This window comes from Parabacteroides timonensis, from assembly GCF_900128505.1.
GTDB lineage: Bacteria > Bacteroidota > Bacteroidia > Bacteroidales > Tannerellaceae > Parabacteroides > Parabacteroides timonensis.
In genome coordinates, this window is the sequence record NZ_LT669940.1 from 1,364,225 (window position 1) to 1,388,648 (window position 24,424).

The 24,424-nt window shown below is 40.8% G+C and carries 18 protein-coding genes; all 18 read left to right on the top strand.

The features are described from left to right. Window positions 1-166: 166 nt before the first annotated feature. Window positions 167-946 carry a type III pantothenate kinase gene (locus BQ7394_RS05980; RefSeq protein ID WP_075556532.1) on the top strand — a complete coding sequence of 260 codons (780 nt, stop codon included), beginning with the start codon at window positions 167-169 and terminating at the stop codon, window positions 944-946. Continuing rightward, window positions 933-2,219, top strand: coding sequence for a BamG family beta-barrel-assembly machinery protein (locus BQ7394_RS05985; protein ID WP_075556533.1), 1,287 nt, complete (start codon window positions 933-935; stop codon window positions 2,217-2,219). The genes BQ7394_RS05980 and BQ7394_RS05985 overlap by 14 nt, the downstream gene beginning before the upstream one ends. A 31-nt stretch (window positions 2,220-2,250) precedes the next feature. Then, entirely contained in the window at window positions 2,251-3,615 is a 1,365-nt protein-coding gene (locus tag BQ7394_RS05990; RefSeq protein ID WP_075556534.1) for a tetratricopeptide repeat protein, read from the top strand. 2 nt (window positions 3,616-3,617) lie between these two features. Then, window positions 3,618-4,286 (top strand): LPS export ABC transporter periplasmic protein LptC, encoded by a 669-nt coding sequence (gene lptC / locus BQ7394_RS05995; RefSeq protein WP_075556535.1) that lies wholly within the window; start codon window positions 3,618-3,620, stop codon window positions 4,284-4,286. A 1-nt stretch (window position 4,287) separates the two neighbouring features. After that, complete coding sequence (locus tag BQ7394_RS06000; RefSeq protein ID WP_075556536.1) at window positions 4,288-5,544, top strand: hemolysin family protein; 1,257 nt, start codon at window positions 4,288-4,290, stop codon at window positions 5,542-5,544. A 97-nt stretch (window positions 5,545-5,641) separates the two neighbouring features. Then, window positions 5,642-7,780: a peptidylprolyl isomerase gene (locus BQ7394_RS06005; RefSeq protein ID WP_075556537.1), complete on the top strand. Its 2,139-nt coding sequence runs from the start codon at window positions 5,642-5,644 to the stop codon at window positions 7,778-7,780. A 123-nt stretch (window positions 7,781-7,903) separates the two neighbouring features. Continuing rightward, window positions 7,904-8,935 carry a dual-specificity RNA methyltransferase RlmN gene (gene rlmN, locus BQ7394_RS06010; protein WP_075556538.1) on the top strand — a complete coding sequence of 344 codons (1,032 nt, stop codon included), beginning with the start codon at window positions 7,904-7,906 and terminating at the stop codon, window positions 8,933-8,935. Between the two features lie 54 nt (window positions 8,936-8,989). Beyond that, on the top strand, window positions 8,990-10,027 hold the full coding sequence (locus BQ7394_RS06015) for a DUF4837 family protein (protein WP_075556884.1): 1,038 nt from the start codon (window positions 8,990-8,992) through the stop codon (window positions 10,025-10,027). A gap of 13 nt (window positions 10,028-10,040) precedes the next feature. Continuing rightward, the gene (gene pdxA / locus BQ7394_RS06020; protein WP_075556539.1) at window positions 10,041-11,159 is read left to right on the top strand and encodes a 4-hydroxythreonine-4-phosphate dehydrogenase PdxA; all 1,119 of its coding nucleotides are present in this window, start codon (window positions 10,041-10,043) and stop codon (window positions 11,157-11,159) included. Between the two features lie 78 nt (window positions 11,160-11,237). Continuing rightward, window positions 11,238-11,705 carry an FAD synthase family protein gene (locus BQ7394_RS06025; RefSeq protein WP_007658908.1) on the top strand — a complete coding sequence of 156 codons (468 nt, stop codon included), beginning with the start codon at window positions 11,238-11,240 and terminating at the stop codon, window positions 11,703-11,705. 9 nt (window positions 11,706-11,714) lie between these two features. Then, window positions 11,715-12,443 carry an SDR family NAD(P)-dependent oxidoreductase gene (locus tag BQ7394_RS06030; protein WP_075556540.1) on the top strand — a complete coding sequence of 243 codons (729 nt, stop codon included), beginning with the start codon at window positions 11,715-11,717 and terminating at the stop codon, window positions 12,441-12,443. A gap of 7 nt (window positions 12,444-12,450) precedes the next feature. Beyond that, window positions 12,451-13,338, top strand: coding sequence for a CDP-alcohol phosphatidyltransferase family protein (locus BQ7394_RS06035; protein ID WP_075556541.1), 888 nt, complete (start codon window positions 12,451-12,453; stop codon window positions 13,336-13,338). 9 nt (window positions 13,339-13,347) lie between these two features. Next, a complete protein-coding gene (locus tag BQ7394_RS06040; RefSeq protein WP_075556542.1) occupies window positions 13,348-14,175 on the top strand; it encodes a lysophospholipid acyltransferase family protein in 828 nt (275 codons plus the stop codon). A 100-nt stretch (window positions 14,176-14,275) separates the two neighbouring features. Beyond that, a complete protein-coding gene (locus BQ7394_RS06045) occupies window positions 14,276-15,460 on the top strand; it encodes a sigma-54 interaction domain-containing protein (RefSeq protein ID WP_075556885.1) in 1,185 nt (394 codons plus the stop codon). 1 nt (window position 15,461) lies between these two features. Further along, a complete protein-coding gene (locus BQ7394_RS06050; protein ID WP_075556543.1) occupies window positions 15,462-15,974 on the top strand; it encodes an LptE family protein in 513 nt (170 codons plus the stop codon). 3 nt (window positions 15,975-15,977) lie between these two features. Further along, window positions 15,978-16,748, top strand: coding sequence for a hypothetical protein (locus BQ7394_RS06055; RefSeq protein ID WP_075556544.1), 771 nt, complete (start codon window positions 15,978-15,980; stop codon window positions 16,746-16,748). Window positions 16,749-16,755: 7 nt separating this feature from the next. Continuing rightward, a complete protein-coding gene (gene secG / locus BQ7394_RS06060) occupies window positions 16,756-17,130 on the top strand; it encodes a preprotein translocase subunit SecG (protein WP_075556545.1) in 375 nt (124 codons plus the stop codon). A 1,244-nt stretch (window positions 17,131-18,374) separates the two neighbouring features. Continuing rightward, window positions 18,375-24,179 carry an Ig-like domain-containing protein gene (locus BQ7394_RS06065; RefSeq protein ID WP_075556546.1) on the top strand — a complete coding sequence of 1,935 codons (5,805 nt, stop codon included), beginning with the start codon at window positions 18,375-18,377 and terminating at the stop codon, window positions 24,177-24,179. Window positions 24,180-24,424 lie beyond the last annotated feature (245 nt).

The following is a 24,424-nucleotide window of genomic DNA, read 5'->3' on the forward strand; positions in this document are numbered from 1 at the left end:
TTCTCCACGAGGTAGGATATATTTCTTCACCGGCTGGTCGGGATAGGATGTGGGAAGTTCGGGTTTTGATCGGGTAGAGTATTTTCGGGATTGTACTCTTTTTTTTAGTTTATCTTTATTGAAAAAGGCGGACTCTCAAAGAAATTTAGCAGGTTATCCTCCGGTTATGCATGTTATTTCGTCAATTTTGTTTTTCTTTGCGGAAAATTTCAGTCACGTGAATTTAATTATAGAACAAGGAAACACCTCTTCAAAAGTTGCGGTATACAACGGATGGCATATGGAAGCCTCCTTTGTGTACAAGAAATTCGATGTTGATGAATTGGAGTCTCTCTTTGGGAAATACGATTTTAAACATGGAATATTGTCGACTGTTATAGGCAAAAATGAAGAGCTGAACGATTACCTCCGGGGAAAACTTCAGCGCTTTATCTTTCTGGATGAAACAGTAAGGTTGCCTATTACGGTTCAATATGAAACGCCCGAAACATTGGGGAAAGACCGGTTGGCTGCGGCTGTCGGGGCTAATTACCTGGAACCGGGAAAAGACCTGCTGGTCATCGACGCTGGCACAGCAATTACTTATGAATTGATTGAAGCTTCAGGCACTTTTCTTGGGGGGAATATCTCTCCGGGAATGACTACCCGTTTCAGAGCTTTGAACTTTTATACAAAAAAACTACCTTTGGTGACGGAACAGGAGGAGATCCCCCTTATGGGCACCAGTACTGAGAGTGCTATTCAGGCAGGAGTAGTAAATGGTATTGTTTACGAGATGGATGGATACATCGAGATGTTACGGATAAAATATCCTAACCTTTTGGTTTTTTTAACAGGCGGTCATTCGTTTTATTTTGAAAGACGGCTAAAAAACTCCATCTTTGCAGACATTAATTTAGTGTTGACAGGATTAAACAGAATCTTAGAGTATAATGTTGAAGATTAATAAGCTACTAATAGCAAGCATTCTTATATTTACGCAGTTGTCGCTAGCGGCACAAAATAACACTAACTCGCCCTATACCCGGTTTGGGTATGGTGAATTAGCTGATCGTTCATTCGGAGCCGGACGGGCAATGGGGGGCGTTGGTGTCGGACTGAGATCGCCGAAACAGATAAACCCAATGAACCCGGCGTCTTATAGCTGTATGGATTCGTTGACATTTCTGTTTGATTTTGGAGCTTCTGGACAACTTTCATGGTTCGATGACGGAATCAATAAGCAAAATAATGTGAATGGAAATGTAGAGTATATCGCTTTGCAGTTTCCAATACATAAACGTTTAGCCATGAGTGTCGGGCTTTTACCTTATTCGTATGTAGGGTATAGTTTCGGTGCACAAAGAACGAATGAGGCCAATCTGAATTATGTGGAAACATATAATGGTTCCGGCGGATTAAACGATTTGTATGTAGGATTGTCTATAGATATATGGAAGAAGCGTCTTTCAGTAGGAGCAAATTTCGGATACTTTTTTGGCAATATTAAGCACGAACAGTATTCTATTGTAGGTACAGGTAATACATACAATGCGAATCGGAGTCAGAATCTGGAAGTGCGGGATTTGAAAATGGATTTCGGAGTGCAGTATACACACCCGATCAGTAAAACTGAAGAGGTAACTCTGGGTTTGACATTTTCACCGAAAAAACGGTTGCATTCAACGTATACCAATACGTCTGTAAAGTATACCGATAATGGAGCTTCGGAGGTTATCAGTTCCGATACGCTGAAAAACCAGGCTTATGATATTCCGAATTCATTCGGTTTTGGTGCCTCTTACGTAAAAAAGGATAAATTGACATTGGCTGCGGATGTATTGTACGAAACATGGGGTAAGGCTCATTTCTACAGTTCGGATAATAACTTTAAGAATCGTGTACGTGTAGCTGCCGGTGGTGAGTTTATACCGAATGCTCAGAATCGTAATTTTTTCAGCCGGGTAAGATATCGTGCAGGTGCCCATTACAGCAATTCTTATCTGATGATAAATAATGAAAATGAAGATCCTGCCTATAAAGGTAACGGGTATAATGAGTATGGAGTAAGCGTTGGTATGGGATTGCCGTTGATTGATAACCGTTCTCTGATAAATGTGTCTTTTGAATACACAAAGATTAAGCCTGGAGGTGTGAACATGATTGACGAACAGTATTTCCGTTTTACTGTTAACTACACATTTAACGAAATGTGGTTCTGGAAGAAAAAAGTTGAATAATTTAAATTGCTAACTTAAATTAAAAACAGATATGAAAATAAAGGTATTATTGATTGCCGCTGCATGTTCCTTAGGAGCATTTGGCGCTCATGCACAGAAAGGAGTAGATAATGGTACACAGTTCGGTTCTGGTGAAGACAGTATCCGTTGTATTACCAATATCAGCTTGTTCGTTCCTTATGCGAAAGCAGGAAATTTTAAGGACGCTTATGATTTTTGGAAAATTGTGTACGATGAATGTCCTGCTGCAACAAAGGATATTTATTTGCATGGTGTGAAGATTATGGCGTGGAAGATCGCTAATGAAAAGGATCCAGCTAAGAAAGCTGCTTTGGTTGACGACCTGATGGCCGTATACGACAAACGTGTGAAATATTTCGGTGACGACAGACGTTACGGAAAAGATTGGATCATTTCTCGTAAAGCACAGGATTATATCCAGCAGATGGGTGACAAAGCCGATTATAAGAAACTCTACAATTGGTTAGGTGAAATTATCAATGAATTTGGTGACAAAACTGAAGCATTAGGTGTTTCTTTATATATGTTCGCATCTTATCAGATGATGGCAGACGACCCTAATCACAAAGGTCAGTATGTAGAAGATTATCTGAAAGCTTCAAAAATTTTGGATGCTCAGTTGCAGGCTGCACAAGCTGCTAACAACGAAAAAGAAGTAAACAACCTGACTACATTTAAAACAAGTGTAAACGGTGCGTTTGCTAATAGTGGTGCTGCCGATTGCGAAACACTGCAAAATCTTTACGCTCCTAAAGTGGAAGAAAGCAAAAATGATTTGGCTGCTTTGAAAGAGATTGTAACTTTACTGAGACGTGTTCGTTGTCAGGAAATCGATGCATTCTTTGCTGCTGCCGGTTATGCTTATCAACTCGAACCGAGTGCTGATGCTGCTATCGGTATTGCAAAACAGGCTGTAAAAAACAAAGATTATGATAAAGCTATCAAGTATTTCGAAGAAGCTGCCAATATGGAAACAGATCCTTCTTCAAAAGCTGAAGACTATTATATGATCGCTTTGCTTAATTATGACCAGAAGAGCTATTCTAAAGCAAGAGAATATGCTTTGAAGGCCGCTTCTACCAATTCAAGCTACGGACAGCCTTATATCCTGATCGGACAAATGTATGCTGCAACAGTAAAGACCGTATACCCGAATGACGGTGTATTGGCAAGAGCTGCTTACAATGCTGCTATCGACAAGTTTGAAAAAGCAAAACAAGTTGATGAAAGTTGTATAGATGAAGCAAACAAATTAATTGGTACCTATCGTGCTCACCTGCCTTCTACAGAAGAAGTATTTATGCACCCGGATCTGGAAAAGGGTAAACAATTCACTGTTGGTGGTTGGATCGGAGAACGCACAACAATCAGATAATTATGACTGAAACGCGTTTTCTTTGTAAAACGGGAAAATATAGCATAACAACTACCTTCGTGGTGGTTGTTATGCTTCTTTTATTTATGGCGTCTTGTGGGAAAGAAAATAAAGAAGTGGTCGAAGTTACATTCGATCCGGAAAATACTTATACTATGAGAACCACTGATGCCACCAGCTTGATCTCCGACTCGGGGATTACTCGTTATCGGCTGAAAGCGAAGGAGTGGTTGGTATTTGGTAAGGCTCAGGAGCCTCATTCTTATTTTCCTCAAGGTGTTTATGTGGAAAAATTTGATTCTTTATTTAATGTAGAAGCTAGTGTAAAGGCTGATACTGCTTACTATTGGGACAAGAAAGGATTATATAAACTGATTGGTCATGTGAGCATATTAAGCCTGGAAGGAAAGAGATTAGATACTTCAATACTGTTTATCGACCAGAAGGAAGATAAAATTCATACGGATGAATATTTTGAGTTGCAGGAAGGAGAGAAGGTTATTACAGGTATTGGTTTTGAGTCTAATCAAAATATGACGAAGTATAAGATATTTAATTCGCAAGGGACTTTCCCTGTAAACGAAACGCCTCGTGACTCGTCGAGAGTGAATACAGCTTCCGATTCGACGGTTGTGGATGTGGCAAAGGCCGATTCAATAAAAAAAGATTAGTGTGAATGCATTGACGTACATATTAATATCATTAGCTTTCTCAGCTTTTTTTTCAGGGATGGAGATCGCATTTATCTCCTCGAACAAGCTGCGGCACGAACTGGATAAAAAGAATAAAACTCTAGCCGGGAAGATACTGGATATCTTTTACCGGAATCCGAACCAGTTTATTTCTACGATGCTGGTCGGCAATAATATTGCATTGGTTGTGTATGGTTTGCAGATGGCAATTATATTGGAGCCATTCATTGCAAGGTTCGTAGACAATGAAGCTCTGATCGTATTCGTACAATCGATCATTTCAACCCTTTTGATTTTATTTACAGGAGAGTTTATTCCGAAAACGGTTTTTAAGCTGAATCCCAACTTTTCACTGAACCTGTTTTCGGTTCCTCTATTCATTATATATATTATCTTATATCCTATCTCCAAGTTTTCCGCCCTTGTTTCATATCTGATCTTAAAGCTGGTGGGGGTAAAGGATGTGTCAGGTTCTACGGCCCGTACGCTGGGAAAAGTGGATCTGGACTTTTTCATACAACAAAGTATCGATGATGCCCCGTCCAATTCGGATATGGATACGGAAGTGAAGATATTTCAGAATGCCCTGGACTTCTCAAATGTGCGGTTACGCGATTGTATCGTTCCTAGAACAGAGATCGTTGCTTGCGATACGACTGTCGATATAGAGGAACTCCGTTCTAAATTTATTGAGACGGGTTTGTCGAAGATATTGATATATAACGAAAATATAGACGATATTATAGGTTATATCCATTCTTCGGAATTGTTTAAGAACCCGGAAGATTGGACACAGAATATAAAAGATATTTCCATTGTGCCGGAAACGATGGCTGCGAATAAACTGATGAAAATATTAATGCAGGAAAAGAAAAGCTTGGCTGTCGTAGTAGACGAGTTTGGTGGTACATCCGGAATTGTGACTTTGGAAGACCTTGTGGAAGAGATATTCGGAGAGATTGAAGATGAACACGACATGAAGTCGTACGTTGCCCGCAAGGTGGCGGATGACGAGTATCTTATATCCGGTCGTATGGAGATCGACTCGTTAAATGAGAAGTTCAACCTGGAGCTTCCGGAGTCGGACGACTATGTGACGATTGCCGGGTATATTTTACATTTCTATCAAAAATTTCCTAAATTGAATGAATCAATCGTAATTGATAAGTATACATTCAAAATAATAAAAGTTACAGCTACAAAAATAGAACTTGTACGAATGAAAGTAGGTGGTTAATGAAAAAAAACAGAATAAAAGATGTAACAAATCCTTTTTTTCGTATCTTCGTGCCCTTAAACTGTAAAATATAAACTTTAAAAATAAATAACGATAAATGGCTACGCTGGAAAAAATCAGAAGCAAAGCAGGACTGCTCGTACTCGTTGTGGGTTTGGCGCTGTTCGCTTTTATCATTGGAGACTTTTTGAACTCCGGTTCTACTTATTTCAGACAATCTCAGGAGAGAGTTGCTAAGGTTGACGGGGAAGTAATTAAAATTCAAGATTATCAGGGACGTATTGACGAAATGACCGAGATGTATAAAATGCAGTCTGGTCAGAGCAGTCTTCCTGAGGAATATATGAATCAGATCCGTCAGTCAGTATTCGATGCGATGGTACAGGAAGTTGTATTGGATGAAGCAACTGATAAATTAGGAATGCAGGTTAGCCCGGAAGAACTGTTTGATATGGTTCAGGGTGAAAACATTTCACCGATGATCCAACAGATGCAGATGTTTGTTAATCCGCAGACCGGACAATTCGACAAAACTGCTTTGTTGAACTTCCTGAAAACTATCGATGACGATAACATCGCAAACTATCCTGCAGACCAGCAGGCACAGTTGATCCAGGCACGTAATTTCTGGCTGTTCTGGGAAAAGAACATCAAACGTCAGCGTCTGGAACAAAAATATACTACTTTGTTGAGCAAGGCTGTTTCTGCAAACGTTCTGGATGCAAAAGAGGCTTTCAATGATGTTTCAGAAAACTCTGACATCGTATATGCTATGCAGTCGTATGCAAGTATTCCTGATTCAACAGTTGATGTTAGCAAGAGCGAAATTGAAAAGCTGTACAATCAGCGCAAAGAACTTTACAAACAAAAAGAAGGTAAAGTTATTAAATACATCGCTGTTGATATTCGTCCGAGCCAGGAAGATTATGACAAGGCTAGTGCAGATATCGAGTCTTTGAAAGAAGAATTTAAAACTTCAGAAAAGGTTGCTGATATTGTAAATGAAAATTCGGAAGTTCCTTATATGGATGCTTTCTTCACTGAAAATGCTTTTGATCCGGAAATGAAGCAGTTCGCAACTACTGCTGAAGTAGGTGCTGTTTACGGCCCGGTATTCGATAATGACAAATACAGAATGTTTAAGCTGGTTGACAAGACAGTGGCTCCTGACTCAGTAAAAGTAAGTCATATCATGTTGGCTAACACGGGTGACGAAGCTCGTACAACTGTTTTGGCTGATAGCTTGATGAACGTATTGAAAAATGGTGGTGACTTTGCTGAACTGGCAAAACAATTCTCTGCTGACCAGGCTGCTGAAAATGGTGGTGAACTGGGATGGTTTACAGAAATCACTGCACTGAGAGGTGTAAACGACGATTTCAAAAATGCCGTATTCTCAACTCCGGTAAATAATGTAGTAAAGGTAAAATCTTTATACGGAACTCACTTGGTAAAGGTTACTGAAAAAACTAATAATGTGAATAAGTATAAGGTGGCTGATATCGATATGACTGTATCTCCTAGCTCTAAAACTTATAGCAACATTTATAATGAGTTGAATCAGTTCATTTCAAAGAACAGCGACCTGGCTAAGTTGGATGAAGCAGCTAAAGAAGCTGGTTATAACCTGATCTCTGGTGTAACTGTAACAGCTGACAATCAGACTTTGGGAAGTATTAAAAATTCTCGTCCGGTAATCCGTTGGGCTTTCCAGAACGATAAAGGTAAAATCTCTGAGATATTCGAATGTGACGATAAGTTTGTTATTGCAGGTGTTGAAGGTACTTTAAAAGAAGGTTACCGTTCAGTTGCTTCTGTTACTCCGGCTTTGAGAGCTGAGATAGCTGCTCAGAAGAAGGGTGAAAAGATCGCAGCCGATCTGAAAGCTAAAAATCTGACATCTGTTGATGCTTATGCAGATGCAATGGGTTCAAGAGTTGACTCTGTTAAGTTTATCAACTTTGGAACACGCCGTATTGCCGGTATTGGTGTAGAACCGAAAATGAATGCAATGGTTTCTATTGCAGAAGTCGGTCAGTTGAGCGAACCTGTAGTTGGAAACAATGGCGTATATGTATTCAAAGTATATGACAGAAACAAAGATGCTAAAGAGTTCAATGAAGCTGAAGAAATCCGCACATTAGATGCTTCTAACGCTTATCGTTTCGGATTCCAGGCTATCCAGTCACTGGTGAACAAAGCTGAAGTAGAAGATAACCGCGTACGTTTCTTCTAATTTGAAATAAAGATAACAAAAGGTAATAACTATACCTTTAATAGAAAGCTGCCGGACTTATTCAGAAAAGTCCGGCAGCTTTTTTTATCTTTGTGCCGGATTAATCGTTATATAAATAAAACAATGCAAGAGAAAAGACGATTGTTGGGCATGACGCTGAACGAACTGAAAGAGGTGGCTGCTGAGGCCGGATTACCCGGTTACGCAGCTAAACAGATGGCTGACTGGCTATATAAGAAGAAAGTAACCTCTATCGCTGAAATGACTAATATTGCGGCTGCCAAACGGACACAGCTGGAAGAGTCTTTTGAAGTAGGTGCCGTTTCGCCTGTAGATTGTATGAAGTCGGTAGACGGAACGATAAAATATTTGTTTGCTGCCGGTACCGGTAACTTTGTCGAGGCTGTTTATATCCCAACAGACGATCGTGCAACCTTGTGTGTCTCTTCCCAGGTCGGATGTAAGATGAATTGTCTGTTCTGTATGACGGGAAAACAGGGTTTTACAATGAATCTTACAGCGAATCAGATACTGAATCAGATACAATCTCTACCGGAATCCGACAGTTTGACGAATCTGGTCTTTATGGGAATGGGAGAGCCGTTGGATAATGTGGACGAACTTTTTAAAGTTCTTGAGATCCTGACTGCTTCATATGGATATGCCTGGAGTCCTAAAAGGATAACTGTTTCGACAATCGGCGTTGCCAAAGGATTGAAACGGTTCCTGGAGGAGAGCGACTGTCATCTGGCCGTAAGCCTGCATTCTCCTTATCATGAAGAGCGATTGTCGTTAATGCCTGTGGAAAAAGCTTATCCGGCACAAAGCATCATCGAATTACTAAAGGGATATGATTTCTCACACCAGCGCCGGGTGTCATTCGAATATATTGTTTTTAAAAATTTAAACGATAGTCCGCAACATGCTAAAGCATTGATTTGTTTATTAGATACCTTGGATTGCCGGGTAAACCTGATCCGTTTTCATGCTATACCCGATGTCCCGTTGGAGAGTTCGGATTTGGCAAAGATGGAAGCTTTTCGCGATATATTGAATAATGCCGGAATAATCTGTACGATTCGGGCTTCCAGGGGGGAAGATATATTTGCTGCTTGCGGAATGTTGTCCACCGCTAAAAAACAACAAAAGGGATAGATGACAAGTCATTTAAAAGAAAAGAATTATATTTGTGTAATAAAACGAATGGGTATGAAAAAGATTTCTTTACTGATTAGCTTATTCATGTTTCTGGTATTGCTGGGATCATGTAGCTCTGGGCCGGTTGGAAAACGGGCTACAGGACTTGCTTATGAAGTCGTTGTTGTAATGAAAAAAGCAAATTGGGATGGCCCTTCGGGAACGGCTATTAAAAAAGAGCTGACCTCCGATGTCCCGGGACTTCCTCAATCTGAACCCGCATTAAAAATAACTTATGTGGATCCTTCTCAATTCGATGGGTTATTGACTTATGTTCGTAATATTCTGATCGTAAATATCGATCCTGCTATTTATACGAAAGCTTCCGTAAGTTATGAAAATGACCGTTGGGCCAAAGGGCAGGTCGTTGTAACATTGAATGCTCCCTCTCCGGAAGCTATCATCGAATATATGGATGCACATCCGAAGGCGTTGGTGGATTTCTTCGTGAAGACGGAAATGAATCGTGCCATGGATCAGTTGCAGAAAGATTATAGTGCGGTTGTTATGGAAAACCTTAAAAATAACCATGACCTGATGCTGAATGCTCCTGCCAATATGACTTATTATCGCGATACGACTGATTTCTTTTGGGCATCTAATAACGCGAATACCGGGCGTACGGATTTAATCGTATATACATTCCCTTATACGGATCCGAACACCTTTACGGCCGAATATCTGATCGCTAAACGCGATTCTGTTCTGAAAAAAAATTTGCCGGGAGCTTTTCCTGAATCTTATATGGCAACCGAAACACGTGCCGATGTAAGTTACACGCCGATAACAGTGAATGGACAGTATTGTGGCGTGTTACGTGGTTTATGGAAAATGGTCGGTGATATGATGGGTGGCCCGTTTGTCAGCCATGTCCGCCTGGATGAAAAAAACAACCGGGTCGTTGTGGCCGAAGGTTTTGTTTTTGCCCCGGAGACGGATAAACGTAATTTCATTCGTCGTATAGAGGCTGCATTGTATACCCTTCGTCTGCCGGGTGAATTTAACAAGTCCGTAGATGAAAAGCTGGATATTCCTGAAAATAAGAAATAAACAAACATAGTACATGGAAGAACGATTGATAAAGGTGGGCATTACCCACGGAGATATAAATGGCATCGGATATGAGGTGATATTGAAAACATTCTCAGATGCCAGGGTAGCAGAACTTTGTACTCCGATCATATACGGTTCGTCAAAGATTGCCGCCTATCACCGGAAAGCATTGGAGTTGCCCCCTGTGAATATGAATATTATCTCTCAGGCAGAGGATGCCGGTGTTAACCGCGTTAATATTATTAACTGTGTGGATGACGAGACAAAGGTCGAGTTGTCACAGTCGACAACTATTGCCGGTGAAGCTGCTTTTTTGTCGCTGGAAGCCGCAGTCGCAGATCTGAAACGTGGTGCTGTCGATGTTTTACTGACAGCCCCGATCAACAAGCATAATATACAAAATGACCAGTTCCATTTTCCGGGTCATACGGAATATTTGGAAGAACGTTTTGGCGGAGTAGGCCGGAAAGCCCTGATGATCCTGATGAAGGATAGTTTGCGGGTTGCTTTGGTGACCGGACATATTCCTCTGTCGGAAGTTCCATCCAGGATAACAGTGGAGGATATTATGTCGAAATTGCGTATATTCAATCAATCGCTCAAGCAGGATTTCGGAATCGTAAAGCCACGTATTGCCGTATTATCTTTAAATCCTCATGCCGGAGACGACGGCCTGCTGGGAAAAGAAGAGGAAACGATCATTATTCCGGCAATGCAAGAGGCAGAGAAAAGAGGTGTAATGTCTTTCGGACCTTATGCCGCCGATGGATTCTTCGGTTCGCAGATGTATGATAAATTTGACGGTGTCCTGGCTATGTATCACGATCAGGGACTGGCTCCATTCAAGACTCTGGCGATGGACGACGGAGTTAATTATACGGCCGGTTTGTCTGTGGTACGTACTTCTCCGGCACACGGTACTGCTTATGATATCGCAGGACAGAATTTAGCTTCGGAAGAGTCTTTCCGCCAGGCTTTGTATGCCGCTCTGGATATTTATCAGAATCGGTTGATCTATCGTGAAGCAACAGCCAATCCGCTTCGTAAACAATATTTTGATAAAGGAGGCGACAATGAAAAGCTGGATCTTACCAAGGAGGACGATGATACGGATGTATGCCCTCAATAATTTACGCTTTTTGACTTCAAACTTTTTTTGATAGGAAAAGTTTACGTAAGTTTGTGGTTTCAAATTGCAACATGAATTATGTTTAAAGATAAAACGATCGTATATACCTCCGGAACGTTTGATATGTTCCACTATAATCACCTGCGGATGATCAATTATGCCCGTAGTCTGGCTGATATTCTTATTGTAGGTGTAAGTACGGATGAACTGGTCTCTTCTTATAAGGCAAATCCTATTATTCCTTTTAATGAACGTCTTCAGATCATTGAAGCATTGAAAACGCCTGATATTGTGATACCGCAACATACTTTGGATCATACGGAGATAGTAAAAAAACTGAATATCGATGCATTTGTTGTGGGTGACGACTGGTTCGGTAAATATGATTATCTGAAAGATTTGGGTGTGCAGGTCTTTTATTTCCCTTACGGAACAGGAGTGTCTTCTTCTAACCTGAAGAAAACGATCCATGACTCTTATGAGGAAAATCTGAAATATCAACGACATGCTAAACCTGCAACTGTAAAAGGCAAAGGGGAGGAATAAAAAAGACTCATGGAAAAATATGCTTTAATTACCGGTGGTACGAAAGGTATAGGTAAAGCGGTGGCTTTCTGTTTAGGTAAAGCCGGGTATAACCTTGTGCTTACTTATGCTTCCGATCCGAATACTGCAGAACATACCAGAGAGGAATTGCAGCAGCAATTACAAATAAAAGTGTTTGTATTGCAGGCTGATGTAACAGACAAAGATTCCATAGAAAAAATATATACTTATTTGCAGGAAAGAGATTTGCAGCTTGATGCAGTGGTCTTTAATGCCGGTCTTACCTGTCGTGACTCTTTTGAAAATTTGTCACTGGAGGATTGGGAACGGGTATTTTTTGCCAATGTACATTTTCCTGTATTCTTTCTGCAACGCATTGTCGGACGCATAAATAAGGGAGGGAGTGTCGTATTTACCGGCTCTCTTATGGGAATTCAACCTCATTCGGTGTCTTTGGCTTACGGTGTAACAAAAAGTGCCGTACATGCCCTTGTGAAAAATCTGGTTAAGTTTCTTACGCCTTATGAGTTGCGTGTGAATGCAGTGGCTCCCGGATTTGTAGATACGGAATGGCAGAAAACCAAACCGGCAGAGATACGTCGGAATATAGAAAATAAGGTTTCTCTCGGTCGTTTTTGTGATCCGGAAGAGCTAGCCGAAGTATATAAGATGTTAATTGAAAATAGTTATTTTAATGGCGAAGTGGTCGTTGTAGACGGCGGTTATTCGTATAAATAATAGATAGATGAGTAATTTGGATAAGGAATACGAAGCATCGCTGAAATCGATAGAAACAGAAAATGTTGTCGATCGGGCATTCTACCGTCCGATAGGTTTCCGTATAGCTCGTATGTTGCGTGGCACAGGAATTACCCCGAATATGGTAACGGTAATTTCTATATTTGTTGGGGCGGCCGTTGGTTTTATGTTTTATCATGATAATCTGGTCTATAATATTTGTGGTATATTATTATTGATTTTTGCCAATATCCTGGATTGTGTAGACGGTCAGTTGGCTCGCCTGACAGGTATAAAATCGGCTATCGGACGAATACTGGACGGGTTTGCCGGTGATATCTGGTTTGCATCTATCTATGTTGGGTTCGCTTTACGTTTATCACACGATTACGGAACACACTGGTTCTTTGCCTTAGCTGTCTTATCCGGACTTTCCCATTTGGTACAAGCAAATATTACCGACTACTATAAAACGCTTCATCTTTATTTTATCAGCAAGGATAAGGGTGCCGAGTTTCAGTCATTGGAGCAGGTTATAGCCCGGCACAAAGAGATGAAGATGGGAATCAACAAAACATTTTATTTCCTTTACAGGGGATATACTTTACTTCAGGTAAAGGCGACTCCTGCTTTGCAGCGTATGCTGCATAGCCTGCATGCCAAGTACGGGGATGATATTCCGGAAAACGTGCGGGTGGCTTTCCGTAAACAAAGTCGTGAATTGATGCGTTATATAGATCTACTGACATTTAACGGACGTACAATTGTTATGTTCATTGTGGTGTTGATAGGTGAAGTCTGGATTTATTTCCTGTATGAAATAATCGTGTTGAACATAGTCTTGCTATTGGCTATGCATAAACATGAAAAGATGTGTGCATCGTTTATAGAATAAATACAAAGTATGAAAAAGAGCGTAGTAGACATTAATGATTTGCAGGAAGCTGCCCCGTTCTTCAAAAGCCGTATAGGCACCTTCCTGGGCAAATTATTGATTAAAGGGTTAAGTGTTGATAAAGTAAACAGGGTACATGCCAATAATTGTCATCTGCGCGGTTCTGCATTTACATCTGCGCTTCTGAGTGATCCGCTGATCGATATCAAGTATAACCTGCATAATGCGGAAATACTGGATCATTTACCAGAAGGTGCATTTATCACAATCTCCAACCATCCGATCGGATCGGTAGACGGCATTATGTTGATCGATATAATGGCGTCCCGTCGTCCTGATTTTAAAGTGATGGTAAACGGTGTCCTGACTAAGATCGGAGCCATGCAGGATAATTTTGTATCGGTCATGCCGGACTCGACAGGTAACGGGCCGAATCCGGCAAATATCAATGGTGTCCGTTATTCCTTACAGCGACTTAAAGAAGGTCATCCTATGGGCTTTTTCCCTGCAGGAGCTATCTCTTTTTATAATAAGCAGGATAAAGCGATCCACGATTTACCCTGGACGCATAGTGTGATCCGGTTGATAAAAAAAGCGAACGTGCCTGTTTATCCTGTCTATTTCGACTTTCTTAATTCCCGTTTCTTTTATTGGCTGGGAAGCATAAGTTGGAAGATTCGTACTTTGCGTATTCCGGCAGAAGCTTTTAATAAAAGAGGAAAAACTGTCGATGTATATGTCGGTGAACCTATCTCTCCGGAAGAAATAAAGAAATTTACCGATGATACGGCACTTGCTGAGTTCTTGTTCAACAAGACTTATGGTGCTAAAAAATGAGAAACCGCAGATAGAATCTACTTCGGATAGCTGGAATTTGAATTAAGATTTGTAATTTTGGCAGACAAACTGAAATAATTACAGATATTCAATAGATATGATGATTAAGCTAGACGTCCAGCAAATAAAGCAACGTTTTGGAATTATAGGAAATAGCCCGGGCCTAAACAGGGCTATCGATGTGGCTCTTCAGGTGGCCCCGACAGATTTATCTGTCCTGATTACCGGTGAGAGTGGTGTCGGTAAGGAGACATTTCCACAGATTATACATCAGAACAGTCCGCGTAAACATGGACAATATATAGCCGTAAACTGCGGTGCTATTCCTGAAGGAACAATTGACTCGGAATTGTTCGGACATGAGAAAGGTTCTTTTACAGGAGCATTGGCAGACCGGAAAGGATATTTTGAAGTGGCCGACGGTGGTACGATCTTTCTGGATGAAGTAGGGGAATTACCTATCCCAACACAAGCCCGTTTGTTGCGTGTGCTTGAAACAGGAGAGTTTATTAAGGTCGGTTCTTCCAAAGTGTTGAAGACAAATGTGCGGATTGTAGCTGCTACGAATGTAAATCTGATACAGGCTGTTGCCGATGGGAAATTCCGTGAGGACCTGTATTATCGTTTGAATACTGTTCCTATTCAGATTCCCCCTTTACGAGAACGTCCGGAAGATATAATTCTTTTGTTTCGTAAATTTGCGGGTGATTGTGCAGAGAAATATCGTATGCCACCCATCCGTTTGGATGATGAAGCACGTCAGTTGCTTACTTCGTACCGCTGGCCGGGTAACGTCCGCGAACTGAAGAATATAACAGAGCGCATTTCTGTGATTGAAGAGAACCGTGATATAACGGCAGATGTTTTACGTTTGTATCTTCCTGATCTGAATGTGGAAAAATATCCGGTATTGGTTAAGCAGCAGGATAACGATCAGAAGTTTTTCAATAGTGAACGTGAGATCCTTTATCAGGTTCTTTTCGATATGAAGAAAGACGTAAACGATCTGAAAAAGCTGGTTCACGATATTATGGGAGGAAAGATGCAGATGCCTGTTGCAGAAGATACAACCTATGCACATCCTATCCATCCGGTTCATTCTTCTTCTATCCAGGAAGTGGAAGAAGTAGAAGAGGAAGAAACCTTGTCACTGGAAGAAGTGGAAAAAGAAATGATCCGTAAAGCACTGGAAAAGCATAACGGCCGCCGTAAGAATGCTGCTGCTGATCTGAAAATTTCGGAACGTACACTTTACAGAAAGATTAAAGAATATAATTTGGAATAATATGTTTAAGAAAAATGTGATCTGGCTTTGCCTGTCGATAGGATTGGTGCTGACAGCCTGTTCCATTTCGTACAAGTTCAATGGAGCTTCTATCGACTATACGAAGGTGAAAACCATCACGATAAAAGATTTTCCCAACCAGGCACCCTTGGTTTATCCGCAGCTTTCGCAGGAGTTTACCGAGGCACTGAAGGATATATACATTCGTCAAACACGTCTTCAGCTGGTCAATGATAACGGCGACCTGGAGCTCGAGGGTGAGATCACCGGTTATCAACTGACACCGATGGCTGTCAAGGAGGATGCCTGGTCTTCACAAACCAAATTGACCATTACGGTACGTGTGCGTTATTCAAACCGGACAAATCCTGATGAAGATTTCGAGCAGACTTTCTCTGCTTATCAGGAATTTGATGCGACACGAATGCTGCAGGATGTAGAACCTGAATATGTACCGCTCATTATAGAAGAAATTGTAGATCAGATTTATAATGCGACAGTAGCAAACTGGTAGATTATGAAAGCGGCAGATTTATATCAACTGATAGAAAATCCCTCTCTGCTGACAAAGGAGACACTTCCTCAACTGAAGCAGATAGTGGACGAATATCCTTATTTTCATATAGCACGGATGCTTTATCTGAAGAATCTGGCTGTATTGAATGATATGCGTTTTGCTGCCGAACTAAGGAAAATGGCTGTCTATATACCGGACAGGAAAAAATTGTTTACATTAATTGAAGGGGAACGTTACGGCATGCATCTTAAAACTGCGTCGGGCGAAGAAGCAGAAACGGCCGACGCCTTTTCTCTGATTGAAGCCTTTCTTGCCGACCGTGAGGGTGAAGGAGAGCAACAAGCTTCAGAGCCGACATTACTATTCCAACCATCCGTATCATCGGATTATATTTACTGGTCTTTGACAAAAGATTCCGAAACGCAAGAGGAGGAAGAATCGTCTGTTAAATTACAGCATCACGATCTGATCGATTCATTTATTAAAAATGATGAACAGCGGGCACCAGGAAGTGGTTTTGGTATCAACCTCGAACCGGGTGAAGAAGGGCAATCTTCCGCCCTGAAACCGGAAGAGGAGGAACAGGCTCGCTCTCTGGATGATGATTCTTATTTTACCGAGACTTTAGCACATATTTATGTTAAACAGAAACGGTATGAGAAAGCGTTGCAAATTATTAAAAACTTATATTTGAATTATCCAGAAAAAAATGCTTACTTTGCAGACCAAATAAGATTTTTGGAAAAATTGATTATTAACACTAAAAAATAAAACTAAAATGTACGTATTTATTTCTATTTTGATCCTGATTGCGTCATTACTATTGATTCTGATAGTACTGATTCAGAACTCAAAAGGTGGAGGTCTGGCTTCAGGATTCTCTTCTTCTAACCAAATTATGGGTGTACGTAAGACCACAGATTTCCTGGAAAAAGCAACTTGGGGCCTGGCAGGTTTCGTTATCGTTTGCAGTATCGTTATTACTGCATTCATTCCCAGAGCAACAACAACCACTCAATCTGAAATCAAAAAACAGGTAAACGAAGCAGTAACAATCGATCCGAACACGGTAGCTCCTAACTTCGGTACTGCTCAACAACCGGCTACTGCACCGGAAGAAGCTCCGGCAGAAGAACCTGCACAAGCACAATAAGTTAGATATTTATCAAATATTTAAATGCATATAAAAAAGCATTCCGCAAGGGATGCTTTTTTTATGGATATAAGCCTGCTTACTATATTGTTTCGGTAAATTAACTATCATACTATCACGAATTTGTTTTGCGCTATAATAATCAAGTATTGTGATAGTGATGGTAGCTGTTTTCAACTATCACTCATCTATCACTAACTATCACAAAATGCCTTGTTTTAACTGTATATTAACTTATTGACAGCGTTTTTACCTCTCAAAAACATCGTTAAAAGGAGATTCTTTCCATCTGTATATTCATCTTCCCCTTATATATTTCCACTGAATAGGTAGGTTTTTTTTAATAAAATACTTACTAATTGTTTCCAAAACCCCCATTTCAACCTGTTTTACACCCCCATGTTGACGATGCTAACACCCGGGTATCAGGGTGGTTGTGACCCGGGTGTCAAGCGGTATTTATAACTATATCTCTGATAATTAGTAGTATACTTTGTGTAAAAAGACAGGCATGTATTGTTTTTCTGGATAAGTCAAGTGATAGTTGGTGATAGATGAGTGATAGTTAAAAACAGTAACCATCACTTCTGTAAATATTGATTATTATGGTATAAAGTAGAATCGTGATAGTATGATAGTTGTTTTTTCAAAATATATATAATAAATATTATCGGTTTACTTTTTCTGATAAATACACCTGTTTATTCTATTGTTTGGCCAAAGCAATGATTATACCATCGCTTCCTTGTTTTCAATGGATGTATAAAAATGTTTCACTTTTGTTTGCATAACCGGATGCTTCTCTCTACTTTTGCTCCTGCACACTAGTATAGCGATACATGGTTGTGCATCTTATTGATTACGAGAAGCGTTTAAAGATATTATCCTTATAGTGAAACTTCGACACTTTCATAATTGCTGGATAATAGACAATTGAACGCTCACGTACCTTTCCTTGTTATGTACACTCATGCCAGTCATGCGTATAGACAAGATAAAAGGGCGTGGGCTGTTGTTTATATCAGCAATTAGGGCAGTCGAAGGCCTCACTATAAGATATATTCAACAGTTCCTGCGCCTTCTTTTATTTTTATAACCATCCACTCCGGGAATTGATGGAGCTCAAGTTGTATTGCCTATGAAATAAGAAGAAACGAAAGAGAAGAACCCTGTTTTATGTAACCTTATTGATTACAACTCAAACGAGTATAGAAAATTTATATTTATTATTAAGATACAAGCAAATGAATAAAATATTACTAACAGTATTTGCCGTTATTCTAAGTGTAACGACAAATAGCGGATGGGCGCAAACATCTCCTATCTATCAATCCTGTACATTAGGAAGTTGGGAAAATGACCGGACAGAACCTCTAAGCTGGAATATCTCAGGCGACTGGATCACATTCTCTACGAAAACTGAACCCCATGACAACTGGTTTTCATGGCATGGAAAGACAACACAAACCAATATGACCATGACCGACAATTGGGTTGTCGAAACACAGTTGAAGTTAACCGACGAGTTATTAACACGAAATGGTGTAAGAACATCTTTATGGCTAAATGTCTTCAATGAAAAGGGGGTGAACGCTGATTGGTCGATCCTGCAATTTAATATCGACAACAATACCCATACAAAAGGATGGCAGTACTGGGTATCGACAGGTGACGGGGAGTGGAAAGATATCCCTGCCGATAAAAACATACCTGTTATTGCCGGTACTTATACGATAAAAATAAGCTATCAGAACGGAAAGATCATACAATATATTAATAATGTAGAAGTCAACAGCTATGATGCACCGGGCTGCAAAATGTCTTATGTAAAAGGAATTATCTTCAATTCATTCAGCTTTGGAGATAGTTACACAACTACATGGAAAGTACCATCGGTTAAGTTTGTTGCCGGAAAAAGTATGGTATCGACAAGCGAGGAATTGAAGAAAGCAGTTGCAGACGAGAGCGTTTCTTCCATCACCCTGGCAAAGGGAAACTATACCGCAGACCTGACTATCGACAGAGCGATCGACATTGTTGGAGCAGGAAGCGGGGAAAATGGAACAACAATTATCGGTATTATGAATATAACAGCAACCAATGGAGCAAAAGTAAATCTGTCGGAATTGCATCTAACCCCTAATAATATCAACAATAAAGCAATAACGGTGGGTACTGCATCTGGTACAGAAACTCCGGTTGTTACTGCAACAAATTGTGTGATAGACAAGGCTCAAAGAGGATTTAATATATTAAGCGTTGGTGCGCAAGTCTATACAAAGAGTACAAATATAGATGTAACTTACTATGCAATCAGTCTTTGTAATGAAAAACAAAAGATAAGTATTGAGGGTGGTACTATACAGGGATGGGCGGCCATTATGACAACAGCTAACGGAGGGTTAAGTAGCCCAAAAGGGGACATTGCCTCTACTGGAACAGAAATAGTTGTTAATAATGCTACATTGATAAGTAAGATACTTTCTAATGAAAACTATGGAGTAATAGTTTTGCAGGAAAAATACAATGGTATTAGTGCTACAATTACAAACAGTACGCTAACAGCGGTTGGTGACAATCAAATTACCCCTCAATATTCAGCAATATTGGATATCCGTTCCTATAATAACGTAGTAACCGTCACCAATTCGGAACTCAATTGTACAAATGGAGCGAATGAAGCAGGAGGAGCAGTAGTTTCTTTAGGATGGAGCCATGCTGATTTTGGTAGAGAGTATGAGGAAGATGTACATTTCTCTCAGGTAAAAGACTACTCCATACCGACTACTAATACGGTCACTATCGGTAATGATTGTCGGATTGCGATGAAAGAAGGAGAAAAACTTGTTGTAACTTTCAGAACAACTCCAAATCAAGAGATGGACAAATTGACAATCAAAGGTGAAATATATACCGTATCTAAAGGGAATGTATATCGTCAATATCAGGAAGGATACGTCGATAGCAAGTGGGTGACAGTCGATGACGAAGGATCGCCTATGGCAACCGATGCCAAATCGCTGAAAGAACAGATAGAAAAAGCCACCCCCAATGCGACAATCAATTTATTGCCGGTTACATACAAATTAGAATCACCTTTGCAGATAACAAAAGCGATTAAGTTGACTTCTGTCAATGCCAGTCAAAAGGCTACTCTCGAAGGTAACATTACAATTGAAACAGATGGCGTAATACTGAATAACTTAAATATTGAAACCGAAAGTACCGGTACCAAATACTGGCAAAAGAATGCAGTTAGTATAATCGCCCAAAAGGCAACTATCACAAACTGCGACTTCAAAGGTAGCGTTCAAGCCGGACATGGTAACGAATGGATAGTAAACGGTATCGTCCTGTTTCCTACTAATGCAAATTTAACATATACTGTTACCGGCAATACTTTTACGATGTTTAAAGGGGAAACAGCCGATAAGAAATGGACCGCTACAGCTATTATCATGGCTGACGGGTATACATTAGATAAAAAAGAAAATGGTCAAGTTGTTCTACCTGTTGTTAGCAACTTTAACGAAACGGCTATTGCTAACGCAAACACTTATACCGACTGTTTTGCCGATTATATCCATATGACGAACAGTAAATATGTATATAGCCGTACCCAAAGTGCCGATGGTGTTGCCGATGCATGGCTTTCGATGAATAAAGGAACGATCGAGGCTCCGGCTGTAACCAATAGCGATGTATTGACAGCTCTTAATAAGACAACTAAACCGGCCCTTACCGATAAAGCTATTGCGATCAGATGTAGCGATGCCTGGTTGGTGACTAATGAAAACCTGGCAGGAAACGACCTTCCGGTATTGGTTATCACAAAAGCTGAGGAGGGGGATTATGAAGTTGTACGAAAGACGGTAGCTCCGACAATCGATAATACTACGCTGACTGCTTCTACCATCGAAGCCGGACAGACTCTGTCCGCTTCCGTCCTAGCCGGAGGTAAAGCGATAACTGTAACAACCGGTGATAAAACTGTTGAAATAGCCGGAACATTTGCCTGGGAGGATCCGAAGACTGTTGCAGCCGAAGGTGAGCATACTTATCCGGTGGTCTTTACTCCTAATGACTTATCTACTTATAGTGTAGCAAAGACTACATATACTTTCTCTGGTAAGAATGCAATTAAGCAGTATTATACAGTTACTACCGGTAAATGTGAGAACGGTAGTGTGGAAATAAAAGAGGCGAATGCTGCCAATCGGTATCTGAAAGGTAGTACGCTGACTCTTCTGTATCATCCGGATGCGAATTATCAAACGAAAGCCAATGCTACACTGGAGGTTGCTGAAGATAAGGTGCTTACAACTACCTTTGACGCAATTATGCATACGGTTGCAATTAAAGTTGGTGAAAACGGAAGTGTTTCGGTGAATGGAACAACTTATACCGGAAACTCGAATATTTCCGTACAACAAGGCTCCGAACTGACCGTACAGGCGATACCATCTGACAATTATGTCGGTTCGCTGACTTGTTCTGACAGCAAGGTGATAAGCAATGGCGTTGTCGTGGTAGACAAACCTTTTACAATCAATGTTTCATTCACGGAAAAGCCTAAAGAGCAGTTTGTAGTATCGGTTTCTGCTGTTCAGAATGGTAAGATACTATTGTATGATAAGGCCGGTAATGCGATCGATGCTGGTTCATCGGTTGTTTCCGGTACGGAAGTCAGTGTGTTGGCTGTTCCTGATCTGGGATATAAGCTGACAAACGAAGGTTTAAAGAATAATGGTACTCCATTGAGCGGTGGTAAAATAGCAGTATCTGCTACTGCTTCTATCACGGCTGCTTTCGAAAAACAAACATTTGCCGTGACAAAGGCTGGGGATCATGCGACAATCGATCTTGCGCTCGCAGTTGAAAAGTCTGGAGGGGTGAGTTTGGACCAGGTAGAATATGGTACAAAACTTACAGCCAACGTTACGCCTGCCGATGGTTACAAGCTGCTTTCTTTAGTCGTGAACGGCAAGGAGATTGCTAATGGTGGAACCTTTACTGTAACAGCAGATACAAAAGTTAATGCCGTTATGCGTCAATTGGCAACGATCGTTATCGATAAGACACCGCAGACGTTTGTTTACGATGGAAATACGAAAGAATTTGTCGTAAAGACAATTCCGGCAGGTATCGGTGGATTTACTGTGGCATACGATGCTACTCCTAAAGATGCAGCCGAACATGATAAGAAGGCTTATAAGGTTACCATAACCCGTAAGGCTGATGATGTATATGCAGCAGTGTCACAAGAAATCAATGATGGACTTGTTATTCTGGCTGCCGAGATGAAAGGGGTTGCTATACCGACGGCTAGTGAAGGTAATTTAGGCAGTAATCCAAATTCGGATTTAGGTAATTATGCTTGGGATGGCAGTGTAGGAAGTGACGAACCTATCCACGATGCTATCTTTACCCCGACAAGCGAAAACTACAAAAAGGCAACATTCTCTATTCTAACTGGTAAAGGTACGACTCCGGCAGAAGTAACTCTTGACTGGGGAGGTTTGAAAACCCGCAGTACAACTCCGAATGTAACATTCTCAGTAAATGGCGGTTCATTAACAGCCCTGAATGGTAGCGCCTTGCTTTCTTCCGGTAGTACTTTGTATGCAGAACAGAAGATCCGTTTGGTAGCTACCCCGGATGCTACACATGCTGCTAAAGTAAAATGGGCTGTTACCAATGGTACGCTTAGCGACGAAACAGATACGGAGGCAACGCTGACTTTGGCTGCGAATACTGTTGTTACTGCTACTTTTGCAGATAAGTCTTCTCCTAAATTCCCCGGATTGTCTGGTTTAGAAAACGTTGTTTATGATGGGACAATTTACGGAACAGGAACACCTGTTATAAAAAGTGGTAATGATGCGGTAACAGATAACTGGTCAATAACCTTCAAACAAGGCGGTGTTGCCACTTCTACTCCGATTAATGCCGGCACATACGATATTTATGTAAGCCGTCCGGCAGATGCAATTTATAGTGCAGTGATCGATCAAAAGGTCGGTTCCTTCACGATTGCTCAAAAACAGGTTACAGCCAGTGTTACTGCTGCAACTTCAGTCTTGAAAGGACAATCTTTAGCACAGTCCGTTCTTTCCGGAACGGCTGATGTAGACGGTTCGTTCGTATGGATCGACTCGACTGTTCTGATGACAGCAACAGGTAACCAGAAAGCTAAATTCGTTCCAGCCAATATCAATTATAAGGAAAGCGGAGAGTTGACAGCGAATGTAACAGTCAACGAAGCTACCGGTGTAACCTTACGTACCTTGAATGTCACTATAACAAATCCGGAAAAGGGTACTGTTACTATGACGTTGAACGATAGAGAGGTTGTGGCTGGTGCCAGTGTTACTAAAGATGATAAACTGATTGTTACTTATACAGCGACAGCAGCTAATTATAAGGCATCGGCAACCATTGGCGGAAGTGATTACAAGAGCGGGACAGAATATATAGTACCTGAAAGTGGTAATGTGGAAGTTGCAGTTTCCTTTACCTGGAATAATCCGGGTACCGGCACTGATCCTGAGCCAGGTACTCCCACAGTAGATGTAACAGGAATTACCTTGGAGCCGACTAGCCAAACATTGGGCATAAATGAAACATTAGCCCTGAAAGCAACTGTTGCTCCTGCTGATGCAACAGACAAGGGAATTAGCTGGAGCAGCAGTGCCCCGGATATTGTTTCCGTAGATACAAAAGGAAATCTAAAAGCACTGAAAGTCGGAACTGCTACGATTACGGCAACAACTAATGACGGTGGCTTTACTGCTACCTGCAAAATTACCGTATCTGTTCCGACAGGAATCGAAGATATCCTGAGCGGAACCCGCGTCTATGCAAAAGATGGTTCTATCGTTCTGGAACCAGCGATGACTGTACAGGTACTTGTTTCCGATATGACCGGCCGTGTGATCTGGCAAGGTAAACTGTCTGAAAAGAAACAGATGGCTGTTTCGGCAGGTGTTTATATTGTCAGATTAAGTAACGCTAACGGAGTACAAACACAAAAGGTTATCGTTCAGTAACGGTTTATCACTCCTTCCGAAAGGAAGCTGACTAATACGAAAGGCTGTATCAAAAGGACTTTGGTTCCGGCTGATCCAGCCTTTTTCTTGATATTTAGTTCTTTTGTGATGCGGTAATCTGTTAGCAGATCTTTTTGTATCTGTATGTTTTATGTCCGGATAGATATATTTTATGAGGAATCACGGTTGATTTTTGTATCTTTGTTGGGACAGATCAAACTGTTTTATATTAAATAATACAATTG

What these genes read in the sequence shown, in the direction of transcription:
- BQ7394_RS05980 (WP_075556532.1), top strand. Translation starts at nt 167, where the DNA reads ATGCATGTTATTTCGTCAATTTTGTTTTTCTTTGCGGAAAATTTCAGT.
- BQ7394_RS05985 (WP_075556533.1), top strand. Translation starts at nt 933, where the DNA reads ATGTTGAAGATTAATAAGCTACTAATAGCAAGCATTCTTATATTTACG.
- BQ7394_RS05990 (WP_075556534.1), top strand. Translation starts at nt 2,251, where the DNA reads ATGAAAATAAAGGTATTATTGATTGCCGCTGCATGTTCCTTAGGAGCA.
- lptC (WP_075556535.1), top strand. Translation starts at nt 3,618, where the DNA reads ATGACTGAAACGCGTTTTCTTTGTAAAACGGGAAAATATAGCATAACA.
- BQ7394_RS06005 (WP_075556537.1), top strand. Translation starts at nt 5,642, where the DNA reads ATGGCTACGCTGGAAAAAATCAGAAGCAAAGCAGGACTGCTCGTACTC.
- rlmN (WP_075556538.1), top strand. Translation starts at nt 7,904, where the DNA reads ATGCAAGAGAAAAGACGATTGTTGGGCATGACGCTGAACGAACTGAAA.
- BQ7394_RS06015 (WP_075556884.1), top strand. Translation starts at nt 8,990, where the DNA reads ATGAAAAAGATTTCTTTACTGATTAGCTTATTCATGTTTCTGGTATTG.
- pdxA (WP_075556539.1), top strand. Translation starts at nt 10,041, where the DNA reads ATGGAAGAACGATTGATAAAGGTGGGCATTACCCACGGAGATATAAAT.
- BQ7394_RS06025 (WP_007658908.1), top strand. Translation starts at nt 11,238, where the DNA reads ATGTTTAAAGATAAAACGATCGTATATACCTCCGGAACGTTTGATATG.
- BQ7394_RS06030 (WP_075556540.1), top strand. Translation starts at nt 11,715, where the DNA reads ATGGAAAAATATGCTTTAATTACCGGTGGTACGAAAGGTATAGGTAAA.
- BQ7394_RS06035 (WP_075556541.1), top strand. Translation starts at nt 12,451, where the DNA reads ATGAGTAATTTGGATAAGGAATACGAAGCATCGCTGAAATCGATAGAA.
- BQ7394_RS06040 (WP_075556542.1), top strand. Translation starts at nt 13,348, where the DNA reads ATGAAAAAGAGCGTAGTAGACATTAATGATTTGCAGGAAGCTGCCCCG.
- BQ7394_RS06045 (WP_075556885.1), top strand. Translation starts at nt 14,276, where the DNA reads ATGATTAAGCTAGACGTCCAGCAAATAAAGCAACGTTTTGGAATTATA.
- BQ7394_RS06050 (WP_075556543.1), top strand. Translation starts at nt 15,462, where the DNA reads ATGTTTAAGAAAAATGTGATCTGGCTTTGCCTGTCGATAGGATTGGTG.
- BQ7394_RS06055 (WP_075556544.1), top strand. Translation starts at nt 15,978, where the DNA reads ATGAAAGCGGCAGATTTATATCAACTGATAGAAAATCCCTCTCTGCTG.
- secG (WP_075556545.1), top strand. Translation starts at nt 16,756, where the DNA reads ATGTACGTATTTATTTCTATTTTGATCCTGATTGCGTCATTACTATTG.
- BQ7394_RS06065 (WP_075556546.1), top strand. Translation starts at nt 18,375, where the DNA reads ATGAATAAAATATTACTAACAGTATTTGCCGTTATTCTAAGTGTAACG.